This window comes from Micromonospora sp. NPDC000442, from assembly GCF_042898635.1.
Classification (GTDB): Bacteria; Actinomycetota; Actinomycetes; order Mycobacteriales; family Micromonosporaceae; genus Micromonospora.
Genome location: NZ_JBIAYZ010000008.1, coordinates 115,871 through 141,492 on the forward strand (window position 1 = coordinate 115,871; position 25,622 = coordinate 141,492).

The 25,622-nt window shown below is 71.0% G+C and carries 25 protein-coding genes and 1 pseudogene; 12 read left to right on the forward strand and 14 right to left on the reverse strand.

What is annotated here, in order from left to right; genetic code table 11:
* Positions 1-56: 56 nt before the first annotated feature.
* On the forward strand, positions 57-1,442 hold the full coding sequence (locus tag ACFY2A_RS15190; protein WP_387171980.1) for a rhodanese-like domain-containing protein: 1,386 nt from the start codon (positions 57-59) through the stop codon (positions 1,440-1,442).
* A gap of 114 nt (positions 1,443-1,556) precedes the next feature.
* On the opposite strand, the gene hisC is transcribed toward ACFY2A_RS15190, so the two are convergent.
* From hisC to ACFY2A_RS15225, 7 genes are all read right to left on the reverse strand, one after another.
* Complete coding sequence (hisC, locus tag ACFY2A_RS15195) at positions 1,557-2,630, reverse strand: histidinol-phosphate transaminase (protein WP_387171982.1); 1,074 nt, start codon at positions 2,628-2,630, stop codon at positions 1,557-1,559.
* Between the two features lie 114 nt (positions 2,631-2,744).
* Complete coding sequence (locus tag ACFY2A_RS15200) at positions 2,745-3,971, reverse strand: ATP-grasp domain-containing protein (protein WP_387171984.1); 1,227 nt, start codon at positions 3,969-3,971, stop codon at positions 2,745-2,747.
* Positions 3,953-5,449, reverse strand: coding sequence for an argininosuccinate lyase (locus tag ACFY2A_RS15205; RefSeq protein WP_387171986.1), 1,497 nt, complete (start codon positions 5,447-5,449; stop codon positions 3,953-3,955). The genes ACFY2A_RS15200 and ACFY2A_RS15205 overlap by 19 nt, the downstream gene beginning before the upstream one ends.
* Positions 5,446-6,498, reverse strand: a complete 1,053-nt coding sequence (locus ACFY2A_RS15210; RefSeq protein WP_387171988.1) for a pyridoxal-phosphate dependent enzyme — start codon at positions 6,496-6,498, stop codon at positions 5,446-5,448. Before ACFY2A_RS15210 ends, ACFY2A_RS15205 begins: the two co-directional genes overlap by 4 nt.
* A 640-nt stretch (positions 6,499-7,138) precedes the next feature.
* Positions 7,139-8,524, reverse strand: a complete 1,386-nt coding sequence (xylB, locus tag ACFY2A_RS15215) for a xylulokinase (RefSeq protein WP_387171990.1) — start codon at positions 8,522-8,524, stop codon at positions 7,139-7,141.
* A 131-nt stretch (positions 8,525-8,655) separates the two neighbouring features.
* The gene (locus ACFY2A_RS15220; protein ID WP_387171992.1) at positions 8,656-9,873 is read right to left on the reverse strand and encodes an ROK family protein; all 1,218 of its coding nucleotides are present in this window, start codon (positions 9,871-9,873) and stop codon (positions 8,656-8,658) included.
* 234 nt (positions 9,874-10,107) lie between these two features.
* Positions 10,108-11,025, reverse strand: a complete 918-nt coding sequence (locus tag ACFY2A_RS15225; RefSeq protein ID WP_387171994.1) for an NADP-dependent oxidoreductase — start codon at positions 11,023-11,025, stop codon at positions 10,108-10,110.
* A gap of 108 nt (positions 11,026-11,133) precedes the next feature.
* Between ACFY2A_RS15225 and ACFY2A_RS15230 the strand changes: the two genes are divergently transcribed.
* A complete protein-coding gene (locus ACFY2A_RS15230; RefSeq protein WP_363924309.1) occupies positions 11,134-11,532 on the forward strand; it encodes a helix-turn-helix domain-containing protein in 399 nt (132 codons plus the stop codon).
* A gap of 46 nt (positions 11,533-11,578) precedes the next feature.
* On the opposite strand, the gene ACFY2A_RS15235 is transcribed toward ACFY2A_RS15230, so the two are convergent.
* Complete coding sequence (locus ACFY2A_RS15235; RefSeq protein WP_363924310.1) at positions 11,579-12,034, reverse strand: DUF3291 domain-containing protein; 456 nt, start codon at positions 12,032-12,034, stop codon at positions 11,579-11,581.
* A gap of 22 nt (positions 12,035-12,056) precedes the next feature.
* A complete protein-coding gene (locus ACFY2A_RS15240; RefSeq protein ID WP_387171997.1) occupies positions 12,057-12,671 on the reverse strand; it encodes a helix-turn-helix transcriptional regulator in 615 nt (204 codons plus the stop codon).
* 172 nt (positions 12,672-12,843) lie between these two features.
* Here ACFY2A_RS15240 and ACFY2A_RS15245 point away from each other — a divergent pair.
* From ACFY2A_RS15245 to ACFY2A_RS15265, 5 genes and pseudogenes are all read left to right on the forward strand, one after another.
* Positions 12,844-13,053, forward strand: a pseudogene (locus ACFY2A_RS15245) (YdeI family protein); the annotation flags it as partial.
* 193 nt (positions 13,054-13,246) lie between these two features.
* Entirely contained in the window at positions 13,247-13,660 is a 414-nt protein-coding gene (locus ACFY2A_RS15250) for a DUF6069 family protein (protein WP_387171999.1), read from the forward strand.
* Between the two features lie 34 nt (positions 13,661-13,694).
* Positions 13,695-14,048 carry a YciI family protein gene (locus tag ACFY2A_RS15255; RefSeq protein WP_363924314.1) on the forward strand — a complete coding sequence of 118 codons (354 nt, stop codon included), beginning with the start codon at positions 13,695-13,697 and terminating at the stop codon, positions 14,046-14,048.
* Between the two features lie 20 nt (positions 14,049-14,068).
* Complete coding sequence (locus ACFY2A_RS15260; RefSeq protein ID WP_387172001.1) at positions 14,069-15,268, forward strand: RNA polymerase sigma factor; 1,200 nt, start codon at positions 14,069-14,071, stop codon at positions 15,266-15,268.
* Positions 15,265-15,843 carry a dihydrofolate reductase family protein gene (locus ACFY2A_RS15265; protein WP_387172003.1) on the forward strand — a complete coding sequence of 193 codons (579 nt, stop codon included), beginning with the start codon at positions 15,265-15,267 and terminating at the stop codon, positions 15,841-15,843. Before ACFY2A_RS15260 ends, ACFY2A_RS15265 begins: the two co-directional genes overlap by 4 nt.
* A gap of 196 nt (positions 15,844-16,039) precedes the next feature.
* Here the strand turns inward: ACFY2A_RS15265 and ACFY2A_RS15270 are convergent, their stop codons facing one another.
* The 5 genes from ACFY2A_RS15270 to ACFY2A_RS15290 are packed head-to-tail and all read right to left on the reverse strand — an operon-like array spanning position 16,040 to position 20,238.
* Positions 16,040-16,507, reverse strand: a complete 468-nt coding sequence (locus tag ACFY2A_RS15270; protein WP_387172005.1) for an NUDIX hydrolase — start codon at positions 16,505-16,507, stop codon at positions 16,040-16,042.
* A gap of 22 nt (positions 16,508-16,529) precedes the next feature.
* Positions 16,530-17,792, reverse strand: a complete 1,263-nt coding sequence (locus ACFY2A_RS15275; RefSeq protein ID WP_387172007.1) for a DUF1116 domain-containing protein — start codon at positions 17,790-17,792, stop codon at positions 16,530-16,532.
* On the reverse strand, positions 17,773-18,285 hold the full coding sequence (locus ACFY2A_RS15280; RefSeq protein ID WP_387172009.1) for a biotin/lipoyl-containing protein: 513 nt from the start codon (positions 18,283-18,285) through the stop codon (positions 17,773-17,775). Before ACFY2A_RS15280 ends, ACFY2A_RS15275 begins: the two co-directional genes overlap by 20 nt.
* Positions 18,278-19,282, reverse strand: a complete 1,005-nt coding sequence (locus tag ACFY2A_RS15285; RefSeq protein WP_387172011.1) for an alpha-ketoacid dehydrogenase subunit beta — start codon at positions 19,280-19,282, stop codon at positions 18,278-18,280. Before ACFY2A_RS15285 ends, ACFY2A_RS15280 begins: the two co-directional genes overlap by 8 nt.
* On the reverse strand, positions 19,279-20,238 hold the full coding sequence (locus ACFY2A_RS15290) for a thiamine pyrophosphate-dependent dehydrogenase E1 component subunit alpha (RefSeq protein ID WP_387172013.1): 960 nt from the start codon (positions 20,236-20,238) through the stop codon (positions 19,279-19,281). The genes ACFY2A_RS15285 and ACFY2A_RS15290 overlap by 4 nt, the downstream gene beginning before the upstream one ends.
* Positions 20,239-20,917: 679 nt before the next feature.
* On the opposite strand from ACFY2A_RS15290, the gene ACFY2A_RS15295 reads away from it, so the two are divergent.
* The 5 genes from ACFY2A_RS15295 to ACFY2A_RS15315 are packed head-to-tail and all read left to right on the forward strand — an operon-like array spanning position 20,918 to position 25,599.
* Entirely contained in the window at positions 20,918-21,823 is a 906-nt protein-coding gene (locus ACFY2A_RS15295) for an LLM class flavin-dependent oxidoreductase (protein WP_387172015.1), read from the forward strand.
* On the forward strand, positions 21,820-22,431 hold the full coding sequence (locus tag ACFY2A_RS15300) for an O-methyltransferase (RefSeq protein WP_387172017.1): 612 nt from the start codon (positions 21,820-21,822) through the stop codon (positions 22,429-22,431). The genes ACFY2A_RS15295 and ACFY2A_RS15300 overlap by 4 nt, the downstream gene beginning before the upstream one ends.
* Positions 22,428-23,429 (forward strand): thiamine pyrophosphate-dependent dehydrogenase E1 component subunit alpha, encoded by a 1,002-nt coding sequence (locus ACFY2A_RS15305; protein ID WP_387172019.1) that lies wholly within the window; start codon positions 22,428-22,430, stop codon positions 23,427-23,429. Before ACFY2A_RS15300 ends, ACFY2A_RS15305 begins: the two co-directional genes overlap by 4 nt.
* Positions 23,426-24,379: a transketolase C-terminal domain-containing protein gene (locus ACFY2A_RS15310; RefSeq protein WP_387172021.1), complete on the forward strand. Its 954-nt coding sequence runs from the start codon at positions 23,426-23,428 to the stop codon at positions 24,377-24,379. Before ACFY2A_RS15305 ends, ACFY2A_RS15310 begins: the two co-directional genes overlap by 4 nt.
* Positions 24,376-25,599 (forward strand): pyridoxal phosphate-dependent aminotransferase, encoded by a 1,224-nt coding sequence (locus tag ACFY2A_RS15315; protein WP_387172023.1) that lies wholly within the window; start codon positions 24,376-24,378, stop codon positions 25,597-25,599. Before ACFY2A_RS15310 ends, ACFY2A_RS15315 begins: the two co-directional genes overlap by 4 nt.
* The last annotated feature ends 23 nt before the right edge of the window (positions 25,600-25,622 follow it).

Genomic DNA, 25,622 nt, shown 5'->3' on the forward strand with positions numbered 1-25,622 from the left:
CCGGGGTATACAGGAACAGAACCCATCAACCGTGCTCGTTGTGAAGGAGTTTGACCGTGCTGTTCACCCAGTACTACCTGGACTGCCTCTCCCAGGCGTCGTACCTGATCGCCGACGACACCACCGGCCGGGCGGTCCTGGTCGACCCGCGCCGCGACATCGAGGAGTACCTCACCGACTCCCGGTCCCGGGGGCTCACCATCGAGGGAGTGATCAACACCCATTTCCACGCCGACTTTCTCGCCGGCCATCTGGAGGTGGCGGCAGCGACCGGCGCCTGGATCGGGTACGGCCGACGCGCCGAGACCGAGTACCCGATCCGCAAGCTGACCGACGGCGACCGGATCAGCCTCGGCGAGGTGACCCTGCAGATCCTGGAAACACCCGGCCACACCCCGGAGTCGATCAGCGTGCTGGTGTACGAGCACGCCGACGACACCGTCCCGTACGGAGTGCTGACCGGTGACGCGCTGTTCATCGGTGACGTGGGCCGGCCCGACCTGCTCGCCTCGCTCGGCGTCACCGCCGACGAGCTGGGCAGCATGCTCTACCACAGCGTGCACCACAAGCTCATGAACCTGCCCGACCAGGTGCGGGTCTTCCCGGCCCACGGCGCGGGCTCGGCCTGCGGCAAGAACCTGTCGACCGAACGGCAGTCCACCATCGGCGAGCAGCGCCGCACCAACTACGCCTGCGCGCCGATGAGTGAGGAACAGTTCGTCGCGCTGGTCACCGGCGGTCAGCCGGCGGCACCGGGGTACTTCGCCTTCGACGCGGTGCTCAACCGCAAGGCCCGCGAGCTGTTCGACCACGCCCGCGCCGCCCGGCCGCTCACCCCCGCCGAGTTCCTCGCCGCCCGGGCCGACGGCGCCATCGTCGTCGACACCCGCGACCCGCACGAGTACGCCGCCGGGCACCTCCGTGGCGCGATCAACATCCCCGCCGACGGCCGCTTCGCCGAGACCGCCGGTAGCGTCGTGGCACCGGAGCGCACCATCCTCGTCGTCGCCCACCAGGACCGCGAGGAGGAGATCGTGACCCGCCTCGCCCGGATCGGCTTCGACCATGTCGCCGGTTACCTACGCGACCCCGAGCACGCGTTCCGCGAGATGGTCGCCGAGCTGACCCCGGCCAGCCGGGTCACCGCCACCGAGCTGCGCGACGCCCTCGACCGGGCCGAGCCGCCGCGCGTGCTCGACGTGCGCAACGCCAGCGAGCGCGAGCAGGGCGCCATCGACGGGTCGCTGCACATCCCGCTGGCCGAACTGCCCCGGCGACTCGACGAGGTGCCCGACGACCGGCCCGTCGTCGTGCACTGCGCCGGGGGCTACCGCTCCTCGGTCGCGGCCAGCCTGTTGCGGGAGGCCGGCCGTACCGACGTCTCCGACCTGCTCGGCGGCTTCGGCGCCTGGCAGGCGTTGCGGCAACCCACCGTGGCCTGAGCCCGGCCGGTGAGGGCGTGGCCGCCGCCACGACGGTCCCGCCCTCGCCGCTACCGGCCCGATCTCCGGGTCCGGTGCGGGCAGCCGGAGCCCGGGTCGGCCTGCTCCGGGCCCTCAGCCGTGCAGCTTGAGGGCCCGGAGCAGGTCGTCGTTCTCCTCGGGGGTGCCGATCGACAGCCGGACGCCGCCGTCGATCACGCTGCTGCGGTCCCGCAGCCTGATGCCCTGCGCGGCCAGGGCGGCGCACAGCCGCTGCGGCTCCTCGGTCCGCAGCAGCAGGAAATTCGCGTCCGACGGAAACACCTCGATCACGGCCGGCAGCTGCGTCAGGGCGTTGCGCACGCGATCCCGCTCGGCGAGGATGCGTTCGATGTTGCGCCGGCCGTGGGCGATGCCCGCGGGTGAGATCGCCGCGCCGATCGCGCGGATCGCCGTGACGGTGAGGGGGTACGGCGGCATGATGCGGCGCAGTACCCCGATGACCTCCGGATGGGCGAGTGTGATGCCGCAGCGCTCACCGGCGAGGCTGTACTCCTTGGACAGCGAGCGCACGACGACGAGACTGGGATGCTCGGCGATGTCGCCCGCGAGTGACGGCTGTCCCGAGTAGTCGAGGTAGAGCTCGTCGACCACCACCATCGCCCGGCCGCGCAGCCGCTCGGCGAGCCGCAGTACCGCTGCCCGGTCCATCAGGTTGGCGGTCGGGTTGTTCGGTGAGCAGACGAAGACGAGCTTGATCCCCGGGTCGGCGTCGCAGGCGGCCAGCATCGCGTCGGCGTCGAGCTGGTACGACCCGGACACCAGGGGCACCCGGCACACCGCAGCGCCCTGGATGGCCGCGGCCGTCTCGTACATGACGAAGGTCGGCGGCGTGATCAGGATGCCGTCCCGACCGGCCGCACAGAACGCGCGGACCAGCAGGTCGATGGACTCGTCCGCGCCGCGCGACAGGAAGAGCTGTTCCACCGGCAGTCCGTAGATCTCGGAGAAGCGGCCAAGCAGCGACGGCGGTTGCGGTTCCGGGTACCGGTTGAGGCCCTCCTGCTCGGCCCCGCCCGGGTACGGCGGATAGGGGTTCTCGTTCGCGTCGAGGTGGATCCGGGCGGCCTGCTCGGCCTCGACGCGCGCCGAACTGTAGGGCCGCATCGCGTAGATCTCTGGCCGGACCAGCGAAACGATGTCATCCACGAGCTGCGCGATCCTCTCCGGCCGGGCCGGGTCCGCCCCGGTAGCCGCAGGGTACCGCCCACCCGGACCGGTCCCGTCGGTGCGTGGGGCGTCGGCGGACCGGGCCGCGGTCACTCAGTCCTCGGACTGTTCGGCGAGCCGTACGGTCAGTTGACTCAGCGCCGTGTCGGCTTGTCGGGCGGCCTCGGGGCCGGTGTCGGCAGCGGTGATGACCGAGCCGATCCGGTCGGTGAACGCCCCGGTCACCGTGACGCGATCCCCGACCGCCACGCCGATGTTGATCGCGCGGACCGCGGCGGCCCGTCCTGCCGGCTCGACCCCGTCGATCTCGGCTATCTCCCCGCTTGCCGGCGCGATCAGGAATCGGATCGCGGCGTGCCCGTGGCGCAGCGGACGCAGTTTGGGCAGGTCGCCGCTTGCCCGCGCGATGACGCAGTCCACCAGGTCGATGCCGAGGGCCGCGCGCACCAGCTCAGGGATCAGACCGCCGGCGAGGCGTGGGTTCACCTCGATGATCATCGGGCCGTCGGGGCTCAGCCGAAGCTCGGTATGCGTCGCGCCCCAGGTGAGACCGAGCGCCTGTAGCGCGGCGCGGGTGCACCCGGTCAGCGCGGCAGCCGCCGCCGGCTCCAGTTCCGCGGGGAAGTCGTGACCGGTCTCGACGAAGTGTGGGGGCGGGCCGAGGTGTTTGGCGGTCAGGCCCACCGGCTCACCGTCGAAGAACTCCGCGGAGAACTCGGGACCGCTGACAAAGCGCTCGACCAGGACTCTCGGCTCGACCGGCAGACCCCGCTCGTTGACCCTGGTGGCGAACAACCGGGTCGCGTGTTCGACGACCTCGCGGTCGGTACGGCACAGCCGCACCCCTACCGAGCCCGAGCCCCGCACCGGCTTCACCACCACGGGACAGCCGAGTTCGGCCGCGACCACCTTCGCCTCGGCCGGATTACGGATCACGCGGAAGTCGGGCACGGGTACGCCCGCCGCCAGCAGCGCCTCCCGTTGCCGCCCCTTGTCCCGGGCCCGCTCGACGGCGACGGGATCGGGGCCGGTGAGACCCAGCCGCAGTGCCGCCCCGGCGGCCACCGGGACGAAGTACTCGGAGCTGGAGGTGACGCCCGCGACCGACCCCAGCTGCTGACAGGCGCCCGCGACCGCCTCGACGTCGCCGGTGTCGAGCACAAGCGACTGAATCCCGTCCTGGTGCAGGTACGGGTACCGGGACGGATCGCGGGCGAGCATCACCGGACGTAGGCCCCGGTGCCGCGCCGCGCGGCAGTAGAGCCGTCCGGTCCCCGTGGTGTTGCTCTCCACGAACACCATCACCGCCGAGGTGTCCACCGATCCTCCTTCTGCCGGTCGGATACGGTCCGGCCGGACCGCAGCGCACCAACGGCGCCGTCCAGTTCGGCGCGCGCGGCGGTCAGCCGCGTCAATTCCCGCAGAGTCCCGTCGCGCAGGACCCGCAACCGGCCGTACACGTCGTCGAATCCGCGCTGCCAGTCACCGGGGCCACCGCCGGCGTCGGTGAGGCTCACCGCGACCGCCGGGTCGGCGACCTTGGCGGCGGCCGGGAACCGCCGCGCCACCCAGTCGGAGCCGATCGGCTCGCCACCGGCGTCGGCCAGCAGCTCCCGGATGGCCGCGCCGACGGTGTGGTGCGCGGTCCGGAAGGGCATGCCATCGTGGACCAGTCGGTTGGCCACCGCCGTGGCCGTGGTGATCCCCTCCACCGCCCGCTGTCGCATCCGACCGGGACGTGGTCGGGCGCCGCTGACGAGGACCTGACCCAGCTGTACGACGTCGGTGGCGGCTCGCAGACCCGGCCAGGCGAGTCCGACCGCCTCGGTGCCGACCTCGATGGAGTTGGTGAAGGGTGCGCCCTTCATCGCGGTGACCGCGCCCACCCAGGACGAACTCACCCTCCCCACGGCGGCCGTGACGTGTTCCAGCAGAAAGGCGTTGCGTTTCTGCGGCATCGCCGAGCTGCCACCGACGAGGCGGTCGGGAAACTGGATGAAGCCGAACTCCTCGGTACTCCACAGCTGCAGGTCGGTGCCGAGCCGGCTGAGCACGACGGCCACCCCGGTGGCGTCCGCCAGCAGCCGCAGCGACACGTCCCGGCTGGCGATGGCGTCCAGGGCGTGCACCGGTGGTTCCTCGAATCCCAGCAGCGCGGCGACCCGCGCCGGATCGATCGGCAGGTCGCTTCCGGCGACCGCACCGGCGCCCATCGGGCAGCGCCGTAGTCCTCTGGCCGAGTCCCAGGCCGACTCGATCTCCCGGGTCAGCCCGGCCGCGACGCCGGTGAGGTAGTAGCCGTAGGTGATCGGCATTGCCGCCTGGTAGTGGGTGTGCACCGGCATCACGACGTCGCGGTACTCGCGGCCCCGGCTCAGCAGCACCGCGACGAGCCTCGTCGTCTCCTGCAGGAAGGTCAGCAGCCACTCGCGCAACCGGGTGAGGGTGACCGTGGCCTTCATGTCGTTGCGGGACCGTCCGGTGTGCAGTACGCCGCCGATGTCCTCGCCGAGTTCCGCGGTGAGGTACTGCTCGTAGGCCAGATACAGCCCGCGCGGCATGCGGGCGTCGGCGAGGGCGGCGAACCGGCTGTCGCGTAGCTGCTCGATAAGCGTCGCCAGCGCGACCGCCGCCTCGGGCTCGATCAGCCGCCGCTCGCGGAGCATGACCACGTGAGCCAGATCCACCAGCGTGGTGCGGTCGAGTTCCTCGGCGATCTCGGCCGGCGTCGGCTCACCGTAGATCTGCCGCTGCGTCCGCAGGCCGATCGGCTCCTTGATCCGGCCGGTGTCGCTCATCGCGCCGCCACGCTGCTGGTGCCGTGGTGTTCGAGGACCTCGCGCAGGCTCCGTCGTCCCCAGTTGAACCAGGACCACTCCGCGTGCTCGGCACGGGGGTGGTTCGTCTCCACCGGCCGGTCCCCGGTCGGGTCGGTCGAGTGCCCCTGCTCGGCCAGCCACCGGTCGTCGTAGACGGTGGACTGGTAGCGGTAGCCCTGGTCGGGCAGCATGACCACGGTCACCGCGTCGGGGTTCGTCATCGCCGTACGCTCGGCCACGAGAAAGGCGGCGCCGCTGGTCGGCCCCTGGAAGACGGCGTGCTCGCGGTGCAGTTTCCGGGTGGCCCGGTATGCCTGACCAGCGCTGCACCAGTGCACCTGGTCGAACGCGGTGTGGTCGAGGTTGGACGGAATCAGACTGTTTCCCAGACCGCGCAGGGATCGCGCTCCGTCGGGCTGGCCGAAGAGCACACTGCGGTGTGTGTCGACGCCGACCAGCCGCAGGTCGGGATTGACCGATCGGAGAAAGGACGCGGTGCCGCACATGGATCCGCCCGACCCGACCGGTCCGATCAGCATGTCGACCTGAGGCAGGGCCTCGGTGAGCAACTCGGCCACCAGGCGGTAGGAGCGGGGATTGTCCGGGTTCGCATACTGCTCGGGGCAGAACGAGTCGTCGTGTTCGGCGCGGATCTCGGCGAGCCGTTCCAGTCGCGATCCCTGGTAGCCGCCGCTTGCCGCCATGTGCCGGACGATCTCCACCGTTGCACCGAGGTCGGTCAGCCGCCGGTGGAGTTCGTCATCGATCACCGGGTCGCTGACCAGGATCAGGCGTCGGCGCAGCAGCGCGGCCTGCATGGCGAGGGCGAGTCCGAACGTGCCCGAGGTGGTCTCCACGATGAGCGTGTCGGGACCGATGTCGCCGCGCGCGACAGCCTGCCGCAGGATGTAGCGTGCCGGGATCATCTTCATCAAGGCGAACACGACGCCGAAGAGGTTGGGCCCCAGTCGGACGATCTGCGGCTGTTCGACTCCCGCGGTGATCTCCTCCAACACTGAGGATCTCATCCCCATCCTTCCGTCTTGGCCAGCTCCGCACGCAACACTTCGGTACGGATGATGCCGGCATGTGTCATGACCCGGAAGACACCGACGGGCATCGCGACCAAGCCATGACGAGGCTCACCGAGCCGTCATGGAGGGCACCCTGAAGCAGCTCGCCGTGGTGTCCAATAGCAGCGTCAGCGCCGACCCTGCCCGACCGAAAAGGTGAGTTGAATCCGTCGCGACAACATTTTGCGCGAGGGGCGTCGGCTGATGTGTGGCAGCATTTCGCGGATGTCCAAAAACGCTCCCCGAAGTCGGGACACACTGCGACCGCCGCGGCACCTCGTGGTGCCGTACCAACCCAGTTGCAAACAGTAGCGTCGGCCACCAAACCTGTCAATGCATCTTCTACCACCTACGAATGACTTGGTCAGGGAGTTTCGACCCGCTTCTGAGCACGAGCGCTGTCAACATTCGGTGCGCGGATTGGTCAGCCCTCGTGGCAAGTGTGCAAAATTAACACCCGCTGCCGTCCAGAACCATGAGACGATTGTCAAATCGAGCCAGCGCGTATAGTACGATCGCCCGCACCGAGGCTGGCGTCATCATTGTTGGTGATGAATGAAAAGGCGTCGCCGATTCGCCGAGCGGGCGCTTTCCGTCAGGTCAGCAGCCGGAGTGCCCGTTGGCGGACGTCGACATAGCGTTCGTACACCCCCGGGGTGCCGTCGGCGGCCACCTCCTCGGCCGCGACCGGCCACTGCGGCGGATCGGCTGCACCGGACAGTGCCCAGGCCGCCTGGCGTGCCGCGCCGAGCGCGACGTACTCGCCGGGGCTCGGTACGCACACGGGCACGCCGAACAGTGCCGGTGCGACCGCCCGTACCGCGCGTGACCTGGCCGCGCCGCCGATCAGCAGCACCCGGTCGACCGGGATGCCCTGGGCACGGAGGGCGTCGAGGGCGTCGGCGAGGCCACCGAGCATGCCCTCCACCGCGGCCCGCGCCAGGTTCGCCGCCGACGCGTTCGCCCGGGTCAGCCCGGCGAGCAGACCGCGGGAGTCGGGCAGGTTGGGGGTGCGCTCCCCGTCCAGGTACGGCAGGAGCGTCAGCCCGTCCGCGCCGGGCGGCGCCGAGAGCGCCAACTCGTCGAGTTCGGCCAGCGACCGGCCCAGCAGGTCGGCGACCGCGACCAGCACCCTCGCCGCGTTGAGCGTGCACACCAGCGGCAGGAACCGACCTGTCGCGTCGGCGTAACCGGCCACCAGCCCGCGCGGGTCGGCGGTCGGCACCTCACTCACCCCGAACGCGCACCCCGAGGTGCCCAGCGACACCACCACGTCGCCGGGTCGCAGGCCGACGCCGAGTGCCGCGCCCATGGTGTCGCCGGTGCCGGCCGCGAGCATCGCACCGGAGGCGGTCTCGCCGACCGTCTCGGCGGGCCCGGCGACGCGGGGCAGCGCCACGTCCCGGCCGAAGGCGAGCGTCACCAGGTCCCGCCGGTACTCTCCGGTCGCCGGTGACCAGTACCCGGTGCCGGAGGCCTCGCCGCGATCGGTCGTCGGCTCTCCCCCGCCCGCGCGCAGCCGGTGGGTGAGCCAGTCGTGCGGCAGCAGCACCGTGCTGGTCCGGGCCGCGAGTTCCGGCTCGGTGCGGGCGAACCAGCGCAGTTTGGTGACCGTGAAGCTGGCCACCGGCACCAGCCCGACCGCGTCGGCCCACGCCTGCGGACCTCCGAATTCGCCGGTGAGGTCGACCGCGGCGCGCGCCGAGCGGGTGTCGTTCCACAGCAGCGCGGGACGCACCACCTCGCCAGCCTCGTCGAGGCAGATCATGCCCTGCTGCTGCCCGCCGACGCCGATCGCGGCCACGCCGTCCAGCAGCCCTGCGCTGGCCCGCTCGAAGGCGGCCCACCACAGGTGCGGGTCGACCTCGGTCCCGTCGGGGTGCGGGGCACGACCCTCGCGGAGCACCTCGCCGGTGTCCGCGTCGCACACCACGACCTTGGTCGACTGGGTGGACGAGTCGACGCCGGCAACAAGTGTCATCGCACGCTCCACAGTGGTCCGGTGCCGGTGGGTCGAGGCACTCGAGCGATGCTGTCGCGGCCGACTCTACGGGCACGAACCAGTTAGTTCAATGACCTTCCAAAGTGGTCGGGCGATGCCGGTCCGCGAGTTCAGGACCGGAGCACCACCCGGTCGTACGTCGCGGAATGCTGCAACGCGAGCAGCACCGCACCGCGTACCTCCGCGTCACGGCCGAGGGTGGAAACCTGGATCTCCACAGCACGCCGAGCCGGTCCGAGCGCGCACTCCGTCGCCGTCGCCCGCAGGTTGGGCAGCAGCAGATCGGAGATCGCGGCGAGGCCACCGCCGAGAACCAGGATCGCCGGGTTGTACGCGTTGATGACCCACGATGCGGCCAGACCCAGGTTGCGACCCACCTCCGTCACCGCCTCGGTCGCCACGGCGTCACCGCAGCGCGCGGCGGCGGCCACGTCCCGCACGTCGAAGCAGTCGTCCAGCACCGACACCCGGCCGGCCGCGATCGCCTCCCGCGCGAGCCGGACCAGCGCCGGCCCGGACGCCACCGTCTCCAGGCAACCCACGTTGCCGCAGTTGCACGGCACGGTACCGCCCGGCATCCGGCAGTGTCCGATCTCGCCGGCCGTGCCGCCGGTACCGTGGAGCACCTGTCCGGCGCAGAGCACCGCCGCCGACAGGCCGGTACCCACGTACAGCAACGCCAGGTCCCCGACCTTGCCGCCGACGCCTTCGAGATGCTCCGCGACCGCCGCCGCCTGACCGGCGTTGTGCAGGTAGACCGGCACGTCGAGCGCGGCGGTCAACACCTCGCCGACGGGTACGTCGCGCCACCCGAGGTTCGGCGCCAGCAGGCAGACACCGCGGTGGAAGTCGGTGAGCCCGGGCAGCACCACACCGACGGCGGCGATCCGCCCGTCCGGAACCGCCGCCCCGACGACGCGCGTCGCCTGCGCCGCAACCTCTCCCAGCACCGTCTCGGGCTCGCCGGTCGGAGTGTCGAACTCACTGCGCCCCAGCTCGTGCCCGTCGGCGTCGCTTACCGCCACCGTGGTACGCCGGGCGCCGATGTGCGCGCCGACGACGAGGTGCGAGGCGGCGTTGAACTCCAGCAGGATCGGTGGGCGGCCGCCACCGACCGCGGTGGCCCCTCGGCCGACCTGCCGGACCAGACCGTCGGCGATCAGCTCGTCGATGATCGCGGAAACGGTCGGCTTGGCCAACGTCGTGACCCGCGCGATGCCGGCTCTCGAGATCCGTCCGCCCGCTCTGAGGGCAGCGAGTACGAGCGATCTGTTCACCTCGCGCACGACGTTCTGGTCAGCGCCACGTCGAGGCCCTGCGCCCTCCATCGCCTCACGCTACCCGCGCCGATCACCTGATCGAAGACCGGACCTGCCCGGCGACCGGCCGGCTGAGCGCCGCGCGCGACGCCCGCGCCTCACGTCGCGCTCGAAGCGGCCACATCGACTGACAGCACCCGCCTCAGCGGGGTGGAGCAGACCGTTCCCGGCTGTCGCCCAGGTGTCCGCTCCTCAGCCGAGGTTCGAGGCGAGGTCGGAGTGGGGTGGTGATTCCGGGCGGGGTCAGGGAACGATCACGACGCCGCCCCGCACGCCACCCTGGGCCAGTCGGTGGTGCGCGGTCGCCGCCTCCGCGAACGAGTAGACCCCGGCCACCCGTAGCGGGATCTCGCCGCGTTCCACCAGTTTCACCAGTTCACCGAGCCGGGTGCCGTCCGGTAGCACCTCAAGTGCGAACGTCCGGATCCCTCGTACCGGTTCCGGGCGTAGCGGGGGTGAGGCGGCCACATAACCGCCGCCGTCACTGACCAGCTCCATCAGCGACGGCCCGATCACCGCAAGGTCGACGACCGCGTCGAAGCTGCCCGCCGCCGCCCGGGCCGGATCCTCCGAGCGTGGCACGAACGCCGCTCCCTGCGACTCGACGAACTCGCGGTCGTCGGCCCCCGCCAACCCGGTGGCGTGCAGGCCCGCGACTCGGGCCAGTGCCAAGGTGAATCCGCCGACCTGCCCGGCGGCACCGGTCACCAGCACGGACGAGCCCGCCGGAAGCGCGAGCAGATCGAGGGCCTGCGCGGCGGTGAGGCCGTTGGTCGGCAGGGTGGCGGCCTCGGTGGCGGCAATCCCGGTGGGTGCGGTGGTCAGCCAGGCGGCGTCGAGGACGATGTACTCGGCGTGCGCGCCGACCGTGGTCCGCAGCCAGGGTGAGAAGCCGATGACCTCGTCGTCCAGAGTGAAGCCGCCGACCGACGGGCCGATCGCGTCGATCGTCCCGGCCACATCCCAGCCGGGCACGTACGGCAGCCCGACCGGCAGCGGTGCCGGGAATCGACCGGAGCGGATCATGAGGTCGACCGGGTGCAGCACGGATGCGGCCACCCGTACTCGCAGCTGTCCCGGTCCCGGTTCCGGCACCGGCACATCCGCCACCACCCGCAGAACCTCCGGCCCTCCGAACTGTGCATAGCTGACTGCGCGCATCGCCGTGCCTCCGCTCAATGTCCTGGTCGCCACCACGGTAGGTACCCTTGGGCACTGTCAGAAAGTAGGTACCTGAAAGTTCCTAGGGCACCGGCGAGGTGGTGGGTGATGGCGACGACGACCGCTGAGCAACGACGTGAACAGGCCAAACGCGACTATGACGCCTTCCTCGCGGCCTGCCCGACCAGGCAACTGCTGAGCACGCTCACCGACAAGTGGGCGGCGCTGGTCATCGCGGCGCTCGCCGGTGGTCCGCAGCGGCACAGCGAACTTGCCCGCCGCATCGCCGGGGTCAGTCAGAAGATGCTCACCCAGACCCTGCGCACGCTGGAACGCGATGGTCTGCTCACCCGTACCGTGACCGCCTCGGTGCCGGCCCGCGTCGACTACGCCCTCACCCCGATCGGACACGACCTGCTTCCGCTGATGGTCGCGATCAAGACCTGGGCAGAGACCCACATGGACCGCGTCTTTCAGGCCCGCTCCGAGTTCGACGCACGATCATGAGGTGCGGGCCGCCACCGACCCTGTTCGCCGCCGTCTGCCCAGGCGCTCACGCGGCCCGCTCGCCGGGCGCGGGGTACGGCTCGCGGAGGGTGAACGCCTCCGGCGACGGGCCACTGCCCAGCAGTTCCAGCCGTTCGGCGGCCTCGGTGAGTGTCGGCAGGACGCCGGCGGGAATCCACCAGAGCACGAGATGGGGCCGGTCGAGCGGGATGAACCACTCCCGCCGTCGGCGCATCGGCTCCAGGTGCGCGGTCCGGTACACGAAGCCACGCAGCGACTCGATCGACTGCCACACGGTCAGGTTCACGATGATGTCCGGTTCGAAGGGCCGTAGCGCGGTCGCGTCGCCGGACTCGTCCTGTAGTCGCCAGACGTAACCCGGCGAACGCTCGGCCAGATCGTTGACCTCGGGGAGCAGGGCGACGAAGTCGGCAAGCTCGGGGCTGTCGAGAGGAGCGCGCAGCCGAGCGATGTTCAGTTGCGCCACGTGATGGTCGGCCATGCGACCAAGCCTACATTCTATGTCAATCCTGATTGTCTTTAGATTGGATCGCGACGCAGCACCCGGTCGGTCCGGGGTCGAGCCGAACGTCCCAGCGGTCATCCACCAGACCGTCGAGCAGTGCCAGGTTCAGACCGCAGACCAGCGCGGGGTACGCCTGGGCCAGTGCGTGGAACGGACAGTTACGCAGCCGGATCGTCCGGTCGGCGTCCACGAACGGCTCGTAGCCGAGCGTCCCCAGGCGCTCGAACACCTCTCCACCGGCGAGCTTCGCGCCCACCTCGCGGGCCGCCGCATGGACCGCCGGTTCCACACCGGACCGCTCGACCGCAGCCGCCAGCACATCGGCCAACAGCCGGTAGTCGCGCGGCGGCAGCGTCACCGCGTGTTCGGCGGCGGACCGGCGGTACAGCTTGGCCGGCCGGCCCGCACCCGGCCCACCGCTGCGCGGCGCGTAGGCCGTCTCCAGCAGCCCCGCCTCGGCCAGCTTGTCCAGATGGAAGGCGGCCAGGGTACGGCCGATGCCCACCGCCTCGGCAGCCTCGTTACGGCTCACCGGTTCCGCCCGCGCGACGACGTACTCGTACACTGCCCGGCGCACCGGCTCCCGCAGCGCCCCGACGGCCTCCAACGACATGCTGCCGACGCTACCCGTGCCGCCTCGTCAGAACCTCGGCCGCCGCTCCGGCGGGACGACACCGTACGGCCGGCAAGCGTCATGTCAGCCAGACGTAATCCGCCCGCACTTGCCGAAGACGCGCGCTGCGCCCCGCCTGCCTCAGGCCGGCGAACCGCCCTAGTCTGCTGCCATGGCGAGCACCGAACTGGATGAGTTGATCGTGCCGGACGCCGACGCCCTGCCTGCCTGGTTGTCGGTCAACCACGCCACGTCGCCCGGCGTCTGGCCGGCCCTGACCAGGAAGGGCAGCTCGGTCACCACCCTGACCTGGCAGCAGGCGGTCGACGAGGCCCTGTGTTTCGGTTGGATCGACGGGCAGGCCCGGAAGCGGGACCAGGAACGGAAGATCGGCGAGTTCGTCGCCATGTTGGCCCGTCACGAGACGTTCCATCCGCAGAAAGCCAGACCGCAACCCGCGCCGGACTGAACTTTCTCAAAGAATCCTGGCGTACCTGTCGATCGGGGTTGATCGTCTTCGTAGCTCTGGTGAGAGCCCGGCACCGAGCCGGGCGATACGCCTCCTGGAGGGCACGATGAGCACCACCACGAACAGCACCCGCACCACCATGTCGGCCATCGGTGCGCTGATCGGGACCGGTGTCACCGCCACGGCTGCCGCCAGCGCCGCCACGATGGCCGTCGCCGCCGCCGGCAACGCGGCGGGCGTCAGCCTCGACATCGGCGGCGCCCCGATCCCGGTCACCGGGTTCGGCGTGCTGACCGCCGTCTTCTCGCTGCTCGGCGTGGTCATCGCCACGCTGCTGTCCCGATTCGCCCGCCGTCCGCGGCGCACCTTCGTCCGAACGACGGTGGTGCTGACCGTGCTGTCGCTGGTGCCGGATGTGATCGTCGACGCCGGTCCGGCCACCAAGGCCCTGCTAATGGTCACCCACCTCGTCGCGGCCGCGATCGTGATCCCCGCTGTCGCGCGCCGCCTGGCCGCCTGACCACACCCACCCATCGAGCTACCGGAGGATCGTCATGAAGCAGTACCTGCTGTCCGTGCATTTCGTCGAGGGCGCGCCGGAGCCGTCCGACGAGGAGATGCAGACCATGTTCAGGGAGACCGGTCGGGTCAACGACGAGATGCAGGCCGCCGGTGCCTGGGTCTTCGGCGGCGGGCTCCGCACACCGGACAGTGCCACCGTCGTGCGGATCGAGAACGGCGCCACCACCATGAGCGACGGGCCGTTCGCCGAGACCAAGGAACACATCGCCGGCTTCTGGGTCATCAAGTGCGCCGACCTGGACGAGGCGCTCGCCTGGGCCGAGAAGTGCGCCGCGGCCTGCGGCCCGATCGAGGTCCGCCCGTTCGACGACCTGTCCCAGGCCTGAATCAGGGCCGGTCACCCGACATGGACCTGGCGAGCGTCTACCGCGCGGAGTACGGCCGCTGCGTCGCCACTCTGGCCCGCCTCCTCGGCGACATCCACCTCGCCGAGGAGGCGGTGCAGGACGCCTTCACCACCGCGCTGCAGAAGTGGCAGACCCTGCCGCCGAATCCCGGCGCCTGGATCGTGACCACCGCCCGGAACCGGGCCGTCGACCGGCTCCGCCGGGAGACGACCCGCGAGGCCCGGCACGCCGAATCCCTGCTACTGCACCAACAGGACGAGCCCCAGGAGGTGGGACCGGTGCGGGACGACCAACTGCGACTCATCTTCACCTGCTGCCACCCGGCGCTCGCCCCCGACGCGCGTACCGCCCTCACGCTCCGCCTCCTCGGCGGCCTCGACGTACCAGAGATCGCCCGGGCGTACCTGATCCAGGAGGCGACCGTCGCCCAGCGGATCGTGCGCGCCAAGAAGAAGATCCGCGACGCCGGCATCCCGTACCGGGTGCCCGCCGAACACGAACTGCCGGATCGGCTACCGCCCGTGCTCACCGTGCTCTACCTGATGTTCAACGAGGGCTACACGACCACCGCCGGGCCGCTGATCAGGACGGACCTGTGCGCCGAGGCGATCCGGCTCGCCCGCGAACTCGCCGCGCTGATGCCCGACGAGCCGGAGGTGCTCGGCCTGCTCGCCCTGCTGCTGCTGACCGAGGCACGCCGCCCGGCCCGGCTCGGCCCGACCGGCGAACTGGTCCCGCTGGCCGAGCAGGACCGTTCGTCGTGGGACCGGACCCTCATCACCGAGGGCCACGACCTGGTCCGTCGTTGCCTGCGGCGGAACCGGCCAGGGCCGTACCAGATCCAGGCCGCGATCAGCGCGGTGCACACCGACGGCGCCGCCACCGACTGGCGACAGGTCCTGGCACTGTACGACCAACTGCTCGCGCTGGCGCCCACCCCGATCGTCGCGCTCAACCGTGCGGTCGCGGTGGCCGAGGTACACGGACCGGCGGTGGCCCTCGCCGCGTTGGCGGACATCGACCTCCCCGGCTACCACCGGCTGCCCGCCACCCGCGCCGAACTGCTGGCCCGGCTCGGCCGCGACACAGCGGCGCGGGCCGCCTACGACGAGGCCATGGCGCTGGCCACCAACGAGACCGAACGCGCCTTCCTACAGCGGCGTCGCACCGAACTCACCCGTACGAGGAGAACATCATGACCGTCACCTACACCTTCGACGTCTTCGCCAGCCTCGACGGCTACGGCACCACAAGTGGCGACTGGGGCGGCTACTGGGGCAAGCAGGGCCCCGAGTTGCTCGCGCACCGCCTCGCCGAGTACAGCGTGGAGCAGCGCATGGTCTTCGGAGCCGACACGTACCGGGTGTTCGCGCGGCTGCTGGCCGAGAGCACCGAGGAGTCCGAGGTGCGGGACGCCTGGGTCACCCGGATGCGGAACCTCCCGGCGACGGTGGTGTCGACCACCCTCGACGGTCCTCTCGACTGGCCGAAGGCGACCATCGCGCACGGCGACGCCGTCGACGTCGTCGCCCGGATGAAGGAGGAGTCCGACGTGCCCCTGCGGTCGCACGGCAGCCTGTCGATGAACCGGGCGCTGATGGCCGCCGGTCTGGTTGACCGCGTCCAGGTGACAATCTTCCCGGTGATCACGGGTCAGACCGGTACGGAGCCGATCTTCCAGGGTGCGGCCGACTTCGACCTGGAACTGATCGAGAGCCGGACCCTTGACGGCCGCACCCAGGAACTCACCTACCGACCCACCCTGCACGCCTGACACCGCCCGACCCTCGGACGCAGCCTCGTGAGGCTGCTCCACCCACGGCTACCTGTCAGGGCTCTGTCAGGTATCCGTGCGGCGCGCCACCTTCCTGCTCGAATCAGGGACATCGCTCGGATCCGCGTGGGGGAAGGGTTCCCGTGCACCGCAGGGCAGATGTGGGTGGCTCGCGCCCGTCTCGACTGAGCAGTGCTCAATGCTGAATGAGCCCGCCGGCCGGGACCGCAGGGACGTGACCGGTCTCCGGACGCGTCCGCGCCAGGGCGAGGCCGATGTCGACGAGGGAGGACCGGCGCAGGTGCACCACGTCCGGTATCGGCGTCCAGACCGACTCGGCGGTCGCACCGTTCGGCTCCGGCCGGAGGACGCCCCCGGTGATGCGGACCTGGTAGAAGATGCCCACGTTCTGGTGCACCTGCCCTGACCACGCCTCGGTGGCGGGAATGACTCTGGAGTCCACGCCCAGCAGACGTGCAACCACCGCGTCGTAGCCGGTCTCCTCGCCGACCTCCCGGATCACCGCGTCGAACGGATCCTCCGCGTGCTCCACCTTGCCGCCCGGAAGGGTCCAGGTCGTCTCACCAGCCGGCGACACGTGACGGGCGAGCAGCACTCGATCATCCTCGACGCACACGGCGTACGCAGCCAGCCGGAAACTCATCACCGCACCTCCCGACGGGACCTTAACGTCCGGGCGACGACGACACCCCCGTGGTCGCACCGAGCACGGCCGAAGCCTGGTGGAACGGCGCGGTGGGCAGTTCGGCGATGCCGCCGCCGATCTGGCCGACGCCCGGCCGGCGGTGCACGATGCCGGTGTTGACCGACGGGCCGAAGCCGGCGCGCGCCACCCGGTGCACATCGATGCCGGCGGCGGCCCCTCGGAACTCGTCGCCGGCCAACCTGAACCGGTCGCCCGGCTCGGTGGTGATCTCGCGCATCCGGGCGGTGTGCCGCGCGACATCCGCCGCCGACCAACCCAGTTGCACGGCGACGACGGGGCTGGTGGCGAGCGCCATGGCACCGAGACCCACGACCTCCATGACGAAGGAGTCACCCGCGATCGGATGGGCGTCCGCCGGGCGGTACCCGTCGAAGAGCACGACCTCGCCCACCGGCGCTTCGGTGACGAACCACTTGTCGCCGGCACCGCTGACCCGGATGCCGAATTCGTTGCCGTTGGAGGCCAGCGTCGTCACGATCGGACTGTGCTCGCGCGCGTGTGCGGTGTCGGCGAGGAGGCGGGCCGCAGGCGTGGCGAATGCCCCGAACAGGTGCAGGTTGGCGCGGCACCAGCGGGCCACGCGGGCCACGTCCGGGCCCGATAGCTGTCGGCCCAGCAGGGTGGCGAAGACCTGGGTCAGCAGGAGGGAACTGCCCGCGACGGTGCGGGCGTGACATTCGTCGCCGCGTCGCAGGGACTCGGCCATGATGCGGGTCACGTTGATCGGTGTCAGCCGGGCCACCTGGTCGAGCACCGGTGCGACGACCTCGGCGATCCACCGGATCTGGTCGAGTACCTGCTGCTCGTGACAGCCGAAGCGCAGGCACGCGCCGGCACCGTTCTCCAGCGGCCCGAACGCCTGCCGCCCGTCGGTGTCCGTCACGACGACGACCGGCATGGACGGCGACAGCACCCCCGTCATCGGCACCACGGCACCCGCGTCGACCGAGGGCACCAGCCGCACCTCGCGGCGGTCGATCAGCCGCTCGGCGGCGGCCGGGCTGTCGGCCTGTTCTTCGAGGAGCAGTGCGCCCACGATGGCCGACCGCATCGGTGCCGGCGCGTCCGCGACGTCCAGCGGCGGGCCGGGGTGCAGGAAGGTGCGGCGATCCAGGTCCGCGCAGACGGCACCGGCGAGGTGCGCTCCGGCCACGTTCACCTGGACGCTCTCCCAGCCGGGGGACGGCTGCTCCGGGTCGTGGTCAGCGGGCGGGCCGGGCATGGCCGTCCTCCCGCGACGCCGCGGTGGTCTCCGGTGCGTCGAGCGGCGGCCCGACCGGACCACCGGCCAGCAGAGCCTCCACGTCGCTGCGGCGGATCAGCGCGCGGCCCAGCGTGGCCAGGTCCTGTTCGTCGAGACCGTGTTCCCGCATGAGAGTCCGCGCGGGTTCCGTGATCACCAGGGCGGCGGGCGTGGCCCGTGGGGCTTGCGGCGTAACGTCGGCCTCCTCCCGGCCCGGGTCGGTGACCGGCGACGGCTGCGACGACGGCGTCAGTACCGCCACGACCTGCCCCGGCCGGCAGTCGGCGCCGGCCGGCAACCGGCGGTTCAGCACCCCGGTGTGCTCGGAGACCAGATCCTCCAGGGCCTTCGACGTCTCGACCGTCGCCACCGTCGCGCCGCTCTGCACCGTTGCGCCGTCGTCGACCAGCCACTCGACCAGCACGTACGACGCGTCGTTCGTGTTCAGCCGGGGGATTCGGATGTCAACCATGGACCAGCTCCTTGACGGCGTGCCGGATCGTGTCGCTCTGCACCAGCACCTGGCGTTCCAGGTGGGCTGCGGCGGGAATGATGCTGTCGAGGGAATGGATCAAACGGATCGGCGCGGCCAGGGTGCCCCACAGGGGTGGGTGCAGAGCCGCAGCGACCTCGGCACCCCACGTGCCCCCGGCGGTGCTCTCCTCGATCACCGCCACCCGCCGCGCCGCTGCGGTCAAGCCCAGCAGGGGTACCCGGTCCACCGGGTAGAGCCGGGACACGACGAGCAGCTCGGCCACGATCTCGTCGTGCAGAAGCAGCTCACGCAGCGCCTCGACGGCGCGGTGCACCATCGCTCCGGAGGTGATCAGTACGCAGTCCGGCGGCACCGGGTCGTGCAGGCGGATCCGGGCCACGCCGTCGGTGAGGTCGTAGCCGAAGAGGTCGTCGACCACGCCGCCGGCGAACATGCGTTCGCCGTAGAGGACCTTGCCCTCGAACAGGACGGCGGGTACGCCGTCGTCGAGGATCCGGGTGAGCAGCGTGTGGTTGTCGTGCAAGGGAGACGCCTCGTAGAGGGCCAGCCCGGGTACTCCGATGAGATGTTTCTGCGGCGTCTGGCTGTGGGTGGGCCCGTAGCCACGATTCCCACCGGTCGGGCACCGCACCACCAGACGCAGCTGCAGGTCGCGGCCGTACATCGCGGTCGACTTGCTGGCGAAGTTGACCAACTGGTCGAAGGCGAGCGTGACGAAGTCGGCGAACATGATCTCCGCAATGGCCGTGTCGCCGGCCAGGGCGAGCCCGCTGGCCACCCCCACCAGCGCGCCTTCGCTGATCGGTGTGTTGCGCACCCGGCGGGGATACCGGGTGGAGAGTCCGCGCGTGACCTTGAAGGCACCACCGTACGGATCGCAGACGTCCTCGCCGAGCAGCATGGCCCGCTCGTCCTCGGCGAACAGCCGGTGCAGCGCGGTGTTGAGATCGCCGGCCACCCGGGGGGCGGTCACCGCGGGCTCCACGCCGTGAGTGGCCGGGCGAGCACCTCGGCGACGACCCGTTCGACCCGCCGCGACTGCTCCGCGTCGATCCGTTCGAACTGCTCGGGATGCCCGGCCGCGTACCCGACGACCCAGTCCGCCGCGCGGACCGCGCGCAACTCGGCCGGGGAGCGGGAGTCGTCTCCCTTGCTGTGCGGGCCGAGGCGGTGGGTGACGAACTCGACGACCAGCGGCCGTGACGCCCGACGCACGTGCTCCACCAGCGGCCGCAGGGCCGCTCGCAGCCGGGTCACATCGGAGCCGGTGAACCGTTCGTACGCGATGCCGAAGGCCGCCGCCCGGCCGCCGATGTCGCCCGCCATCTGTTGCCCGGTCGGTGTCGACTGGGCGATGCCGTTGTTCTCCGTGACGACGAGCAGCGGCAGCTCCCACAGGGCGGCGATGTTCAGGGCTTCGTAGACCGCGCCCTCACCCCACGTGCCGTCACCGATATAGACGCAGGCGAGCGCTCCCGGCGTGGACCGCTTCAGGTGCAACGCCACGCCGGCGGCGACCGGCAGGCTCTGCCCCTGCACGCCGGTGGACAGGAATCGTTCGCGGAGCAGATGCTGGCTGCCGCCGACGCCGCCGCAGACCGCACCGGCGCGGCCGAGCAACTCGGCAAGCAGCCCTTCGGGGTCTGCGTACCGGGCCAGGTAGTGGCCGTGGCCGCGGTGATTGCTGAAGACGTGGTCGTGGTCGTGCAGCAGGGACGTCAGGGCCACGGGCACGTACTCCTGCCCGAGACAGGTGTGTGTCGTGCCGTGCAGGAATCCCTGCTCGAAAAGTTTGAGCAGGTTTTTCTCGAAATGCCGAATGAGCAGCATGGACGACAGGTCCGCGTCCGACAGTCGGCTGAGCGACGGCGGGCCGGCACCGTCGTCGAGCACCGCGGTGGTATTGCGCGACCCAGCATTGTTGATCATGCGCCTTCGTTCCCCCGTCGGCGTGAAAGCGATCTGTCAAAGCGCGCGCGACGTCCGATGATAGCGGCTGGATACGTAAAGCGTTGCCTGCCGCGGTGCGGACCGACCGATGCGCGGGCTCCCGGATGACAATAGCCAGCCCGTCAAGGCACAGCGGCGGTCCACTATGCTTTTCCGTGACCCCGGGCCGCCCTAGAGATAGGTGCTTCTCACTGCGCGGGATGCTGGTTGACGACCCGACGCCGGCCACGGTTCCATCATCGAGGCGTCGCGACCGACTGTCACGACGTCGCACCGGAGGCTCAACAGAGACAGGTGGCTACCGTCTTCAGGCGACGCCACACCGGTCGTTCAACGGGGGATTCAAATAGCACACATCGCGTACGCCCATGCCGTCGCACCACAATTGGCGACCGCAACGAGGGCTTGGTCAGCAACTACCTGGACGTGACGTCAGGTGCGCCGGTGCGCGCTGACGACAAATCTGTGCGAACTGAACGGACGCTAGGAAACAATTCGCGTCGTCGGTCGCCACCACCCGGAAATGACACCGCGACCGCCGTCGGGAACGGCCTGCCGCCGTCTGGTGCTGCCATATTCGTGCGGCCAGCGGTGCGTGCCGTGTGCCTCGACCCGCGGGACAGGAGCACTCGATGAGTCAGCCCACCATCCGTACGCGATGGCCTCTGCCGTGACGGCCGCACAGCTGAATTTCGGCTTCAAGGTCGCCCAGCAGTTGATCAGTTGGTCGGATCTGCAACGGCTCTGGTCCGCCGCGGACGCCGACGGCGGTTGGGAAGACGCCTGGCTCTACGACCATTTTCAGCCGGTCAACGCCGCACCCGAGGGCAGTTGCCTGGAAGCGTGGACCCTGCTGGCCGCGCTGGCGACCCAGACCACACGACTGCGGATCGGCGTCCTCGTGACCGGGAACGTCTACCGGCATCCCGCCGTGCTGGCGCACATGCTCGCCACCGTCGACCACGTCTCCGCCGGGCGGGTCGAGTTCGGCTTCGGTGCGGGCTGGCATGCCGAGGAATGCCGGCGGCTCGGCATACCCCTGCCCGCCCCGGCGGAACGGCTCGCCCGTTGGGACGAGGCATGCACCGTCGTGCACCGGCTCTGCACCGAGGACACGGTCCACTTCGCCGGCCGGTACTACCAGCTGGAGGGCGCCGGTCTGAATCCGCGCCCGACCACCCGGCCCCGCTTCGTCCTCGGGGCCTCCGGACCGCGCGCCCTGAAGGTCGTGGCCCGGCACGCCGACGTCTGGAATGTGGCCGACGGTCAGGTCAGCACGCTGCGTCGGGGTCGGGACATCCTGGCCAAGCACTGTGTCGACGCCGGACGCGACCCCGCCGAGATCACCCTGTCGGCGCAACTGCACGTCGCGGCCGGGGACCTGCTCGCCGCCCGGTTCTGGACGGCACGCCTGGTGGCCGCCGGAGCCCGGCACGTCGTGTTCAGCCTGCCGCCCGAGGCGTCGCCGGCGCTGTTACGTCGGCTGATGTCCGAGGTCATCACACCCGTACGAGACGAGTGGCACGCGAAATCCCGTCCCGACGCGTCGGAGGTGGCGCCATGACGACCCGCACCGCGGTACCCGCCCGGGTGCACCGCGCCCTCACCCGCGCGTCCGAGTTCGGCTTCCACGGCGCCTGCGAGGACCCGGTGGGCCCGCTGCTGGCCACGTTGGCGGCGGCGGTCCCGCCCAACGGTCGGATCCTGGAACTGGGCACCGGTACGGGTGTCGGCACCGCCTGGCTGGCCGAGGGGCTCGGCCGGCGCGACGACGCCCGGCTGGAGACGGTCGAACTGGACGAGTCCCTGGCTGCGGCCGTCCGGGCCGACGACTGGCCGGCGACCGTCACGATCCACACGGGTGACGCCGAGACGTTGCTGCCCACGCTCGGCCGGTTCGACCTCATCTTCGCCGACGCCGTCGCGGGGAAGTGGACCGGCCTCGACCTGACGATCGACGCGCTGGCGCCCGGTGGGTTGCTCCTCGTCGACGACATGGACCTGAAGCGCTACACCGACCCGCAGCACCGCGCCGCGGTGCTGCGGGTGGAGCAGACGCTGGCCGACGACCCGCGGCTCATCACGGCGCGGATCGCGGCCGGCACCGGCCTGACCATCAGCACCCGACGAGGCGACCTTCCGCACGACAGGCGAGATGAGGAGACCCTATGACCATGGCCGTCGCCCCGGCCAAGAGCGCCGGACCGGCCGCGCCGGACCCGGTCGCGATGTTCACCAGCATGGTGCTGATCCGGGTGTTCGAGGAGCGGATGATGGAGCTGCGCACCGCCGGTGAGGTGATCGGGCCGGTGCATCCGTACGTCGGCCAGGAGGCCATCGCCGTCGGGGTGTGCGCGGCGATGGCCGAGGTCGACTCCCTGGTCAGCCACTACCGGGGGCACGGGCATGCGATCGCCCGCGGGGTGGATCTCGACGCGCTCACCGCGGAGTTGTTCGGCCGTGCCGCCGGCCTGTGCGGCGGCAAGGCGGCCGCGCTGATCAGTGACAGCCGGACCAATCTCCTGATGTCCAGCGGCATCGTCGGCGCGGGCGTACCCGTCGCCGCCGGTGCCGCCATGGCCGCCCAGGTACGCGGTGAGCCGGCGGTAAGCGTCGCGTTCATCGGCGACGGCGCCCTGGGCAGCGGGGCGGTGCACGAGACCCTCACCATCGCCGCCGTGCAACGGCTGCCGCTGGTGCTGGTGTGCGAGCACAACGGATACCAGGCCGGCAACCGCACCGAGGAGGTCTACCCCGAGGTGTCGCTGCTGCGCCTGGCGGAGGCGCACCGGGTCCGCGCGGTGGGAGTCGACGGCAACGACGTGGCGGCCGTCGCCGCGGCGGCCCGCGACGCCGTGGAACTCGCCCGTGGCGGCGGCGGTCCGACGTTCATCGAGGCCAGGACCTACCTGACCCGGTTCCACCTGCAATTCGAGCGCCCTTCGTCGGAGGTGCGGCCATCCGACGAGATGGCGGCATGGCGGGCGCGGGATCCGATCGACACCGCTCGGCAGAGTCCGCCCCTGCGCGACAGGCTGTCGGACGCGGACGTCGAGGCCATCTGGGAGCAGGCCCGCGAGCGGGTCGAGCGCGCCGTCGAGACCGCCCGCAGCTCGGCGTGGCCGGCACCGGAGGACGCGGCGACGCATGTCTGGGCGGAGGAATCGTGAACGAAGTCGGTCTGCTGGATCTCGTCCTCGAGGAGGAGTTCACCCGGGATCCGAATCTGGTGTTCCTGGCCACCAACTCGCCGGCGTCGCTGCGTCGGCGCTTCGGCTCGGACCGGGTGCGCATCTGCGCGATCTCCGAACAGGCGATGACCGGCATGGCGGTCGGCGCGGCGATGAGCGGCCTGCGGCCCATCGTCGACCTGAACCGCGCCTCCTTCGCCATGCTGGTGATGGACCAACTGGTCAACCACGCCGGCCGGATGCACTATCTCTCCGGCGGCCAGTATCAGGTGCCGATGATCGTGACGTCGGCGACCCGCGGGCGACAGCAGCTCGGCCCGCAGAACGAGCAGTGTCCGTACGGCATCTTCATGCAGACACCGGGTCTCGCCGTGGTCGTACCCGGCTCGTTGCGGGACGCGTGCGCGTTGCTCCGCGGCGCGACGCGGTGGCCCGGCCCGGTCCTGTACTTCGTCGCGCCGGAGCTGAACCGTCAGCGCGGGCTGAGTGCCGCGCTCGCCGCCGCGCCCCTACGGTTCGGCGCGGCCGCGCACCTGCGCCACGGCGATGCGGCCACGATCGTGGCGATCGGTGGAGCCGTCAAGGTCGCGGCGGACGCGGCCGACGCGCTCGCCGCCGACGGCGTGCACTGTGACGTCCTCGACCCCCGCACGCTGGTCCCGCTGGACACTGCGGCGCTGGCCGCCTCGGTCCGCCGCACCGGGCGGCTGGTGTTCGTCGACGACGGCCCGCGCTCCGGCGCGCCCGCGCAGATCCTGTCCCGGCTGCTCGACGAGCCCGGGGTGGCGGCCGCGACCGGTGGACGGATCGGGTTCGTCTGCCAGCCCGACGTTCCGGTGCCGTCCTCTCCCCCACTCGAAGAGGCGATGTGGCCGACCGAGGGACGAATTCGCGCCGAGGTGCAGCGGGTGCTGGGCGAGCCGGAATGACCGAGGCCCTGCGTACGCTGGCAACTGCGCCGCCGCCGTCCCGCGTGGCGGTGGCGCAGCCTCCGCTGCGCAATCTGCGGCGACACTCGGCGTTCGCGGTGCAGCGTCAGGCGGACGAGCTGGCCGCCACCGGTCGGGACGTCATCCACCTCGAACTCGGCGAGCCCGACCTGCCGACGGCGGCCCACATCGTGTCGGCGATGGTCAGCAGTGCGCGCGACGGTTGGACGCACTACACGGCGCCGGCCGGTGATCCGGAGGTACGCGAGCACCTCGCCGGACACTACGCGCGGCTGCTGCGGATGCCGGTGGCCGCCGACCAGGTGCTGCTCGTGCCCGGCAGCAACATGGTCCTGCACTTCGCCCTGCTGACCCTCGTCGCCCCCGGTGACGAGGTGCTGCTGCCGGATCCGGGTTTCCCGGTCTACGCCGAGTTGGTGCGGCTCGCCGGTGGAGTGCCGGTCGGCTATCCGCTGCGCAGTGCGGCCGGCTTCGTCCCCGACATCGCCGACCTGGCCGCCCGGGTCACCGCCCGGACCCGCCTGCTGGTGGTCAACTCGCCGCACAATCCCACGGGGGCCGTCCTGCTCCCGGAGACCGCCCGGGAGCTGACGGACCTCGTCCGGCGGCACTCCTTCTACGTGCTGCGCGACGAGGCGTACCGGGGGTTGGACTGGTCCGGTGTGGACACGGATGCGTTGCTCGCCGAGTTGCCACCGGAACGCGTCATCGTCTCGGAGACGTTATCGAAGAGCCATGCCATGTGCGGCTGGCGGGCCGGGATCATGGTGTCTCCCCCGCACCTCGCCGCCGACTTCACGGTACTGCTGACCAACACGAACTGCTGCATGCCGGCGTTCGTCCAGCGGGCGCTGCCGGCGGCGCTGACCGCGCCCGAGACGGCCATCTGGTCGGCGAGGTACGCCGCCGAGTACCGCGCCCGCCGTGACCTCACCGTGACCCGGCTGCTCGACATGCCCGCGGTGCGACTCACCCCGCCGATGGGTGCCTTCTACGCGTTCCCCGACATCAGCGACGCGGGTCTGCCGGACGTGGTCTTCGCTCAGCGGTTGCTCGCCGAGACGGGAGTCGCCGTCATGCCGGGCAGTAGTTATGGCCGGCACGGCAGGGGCCATGTCCGGCTGTCGTTCACCCAGACACCGGACCGCCTGACGGAGGCCCTCGACCGGATGCACCGGTTCATGGAGTCACTGGCGTGACGCCGGGGCCACGACCGTTCCCC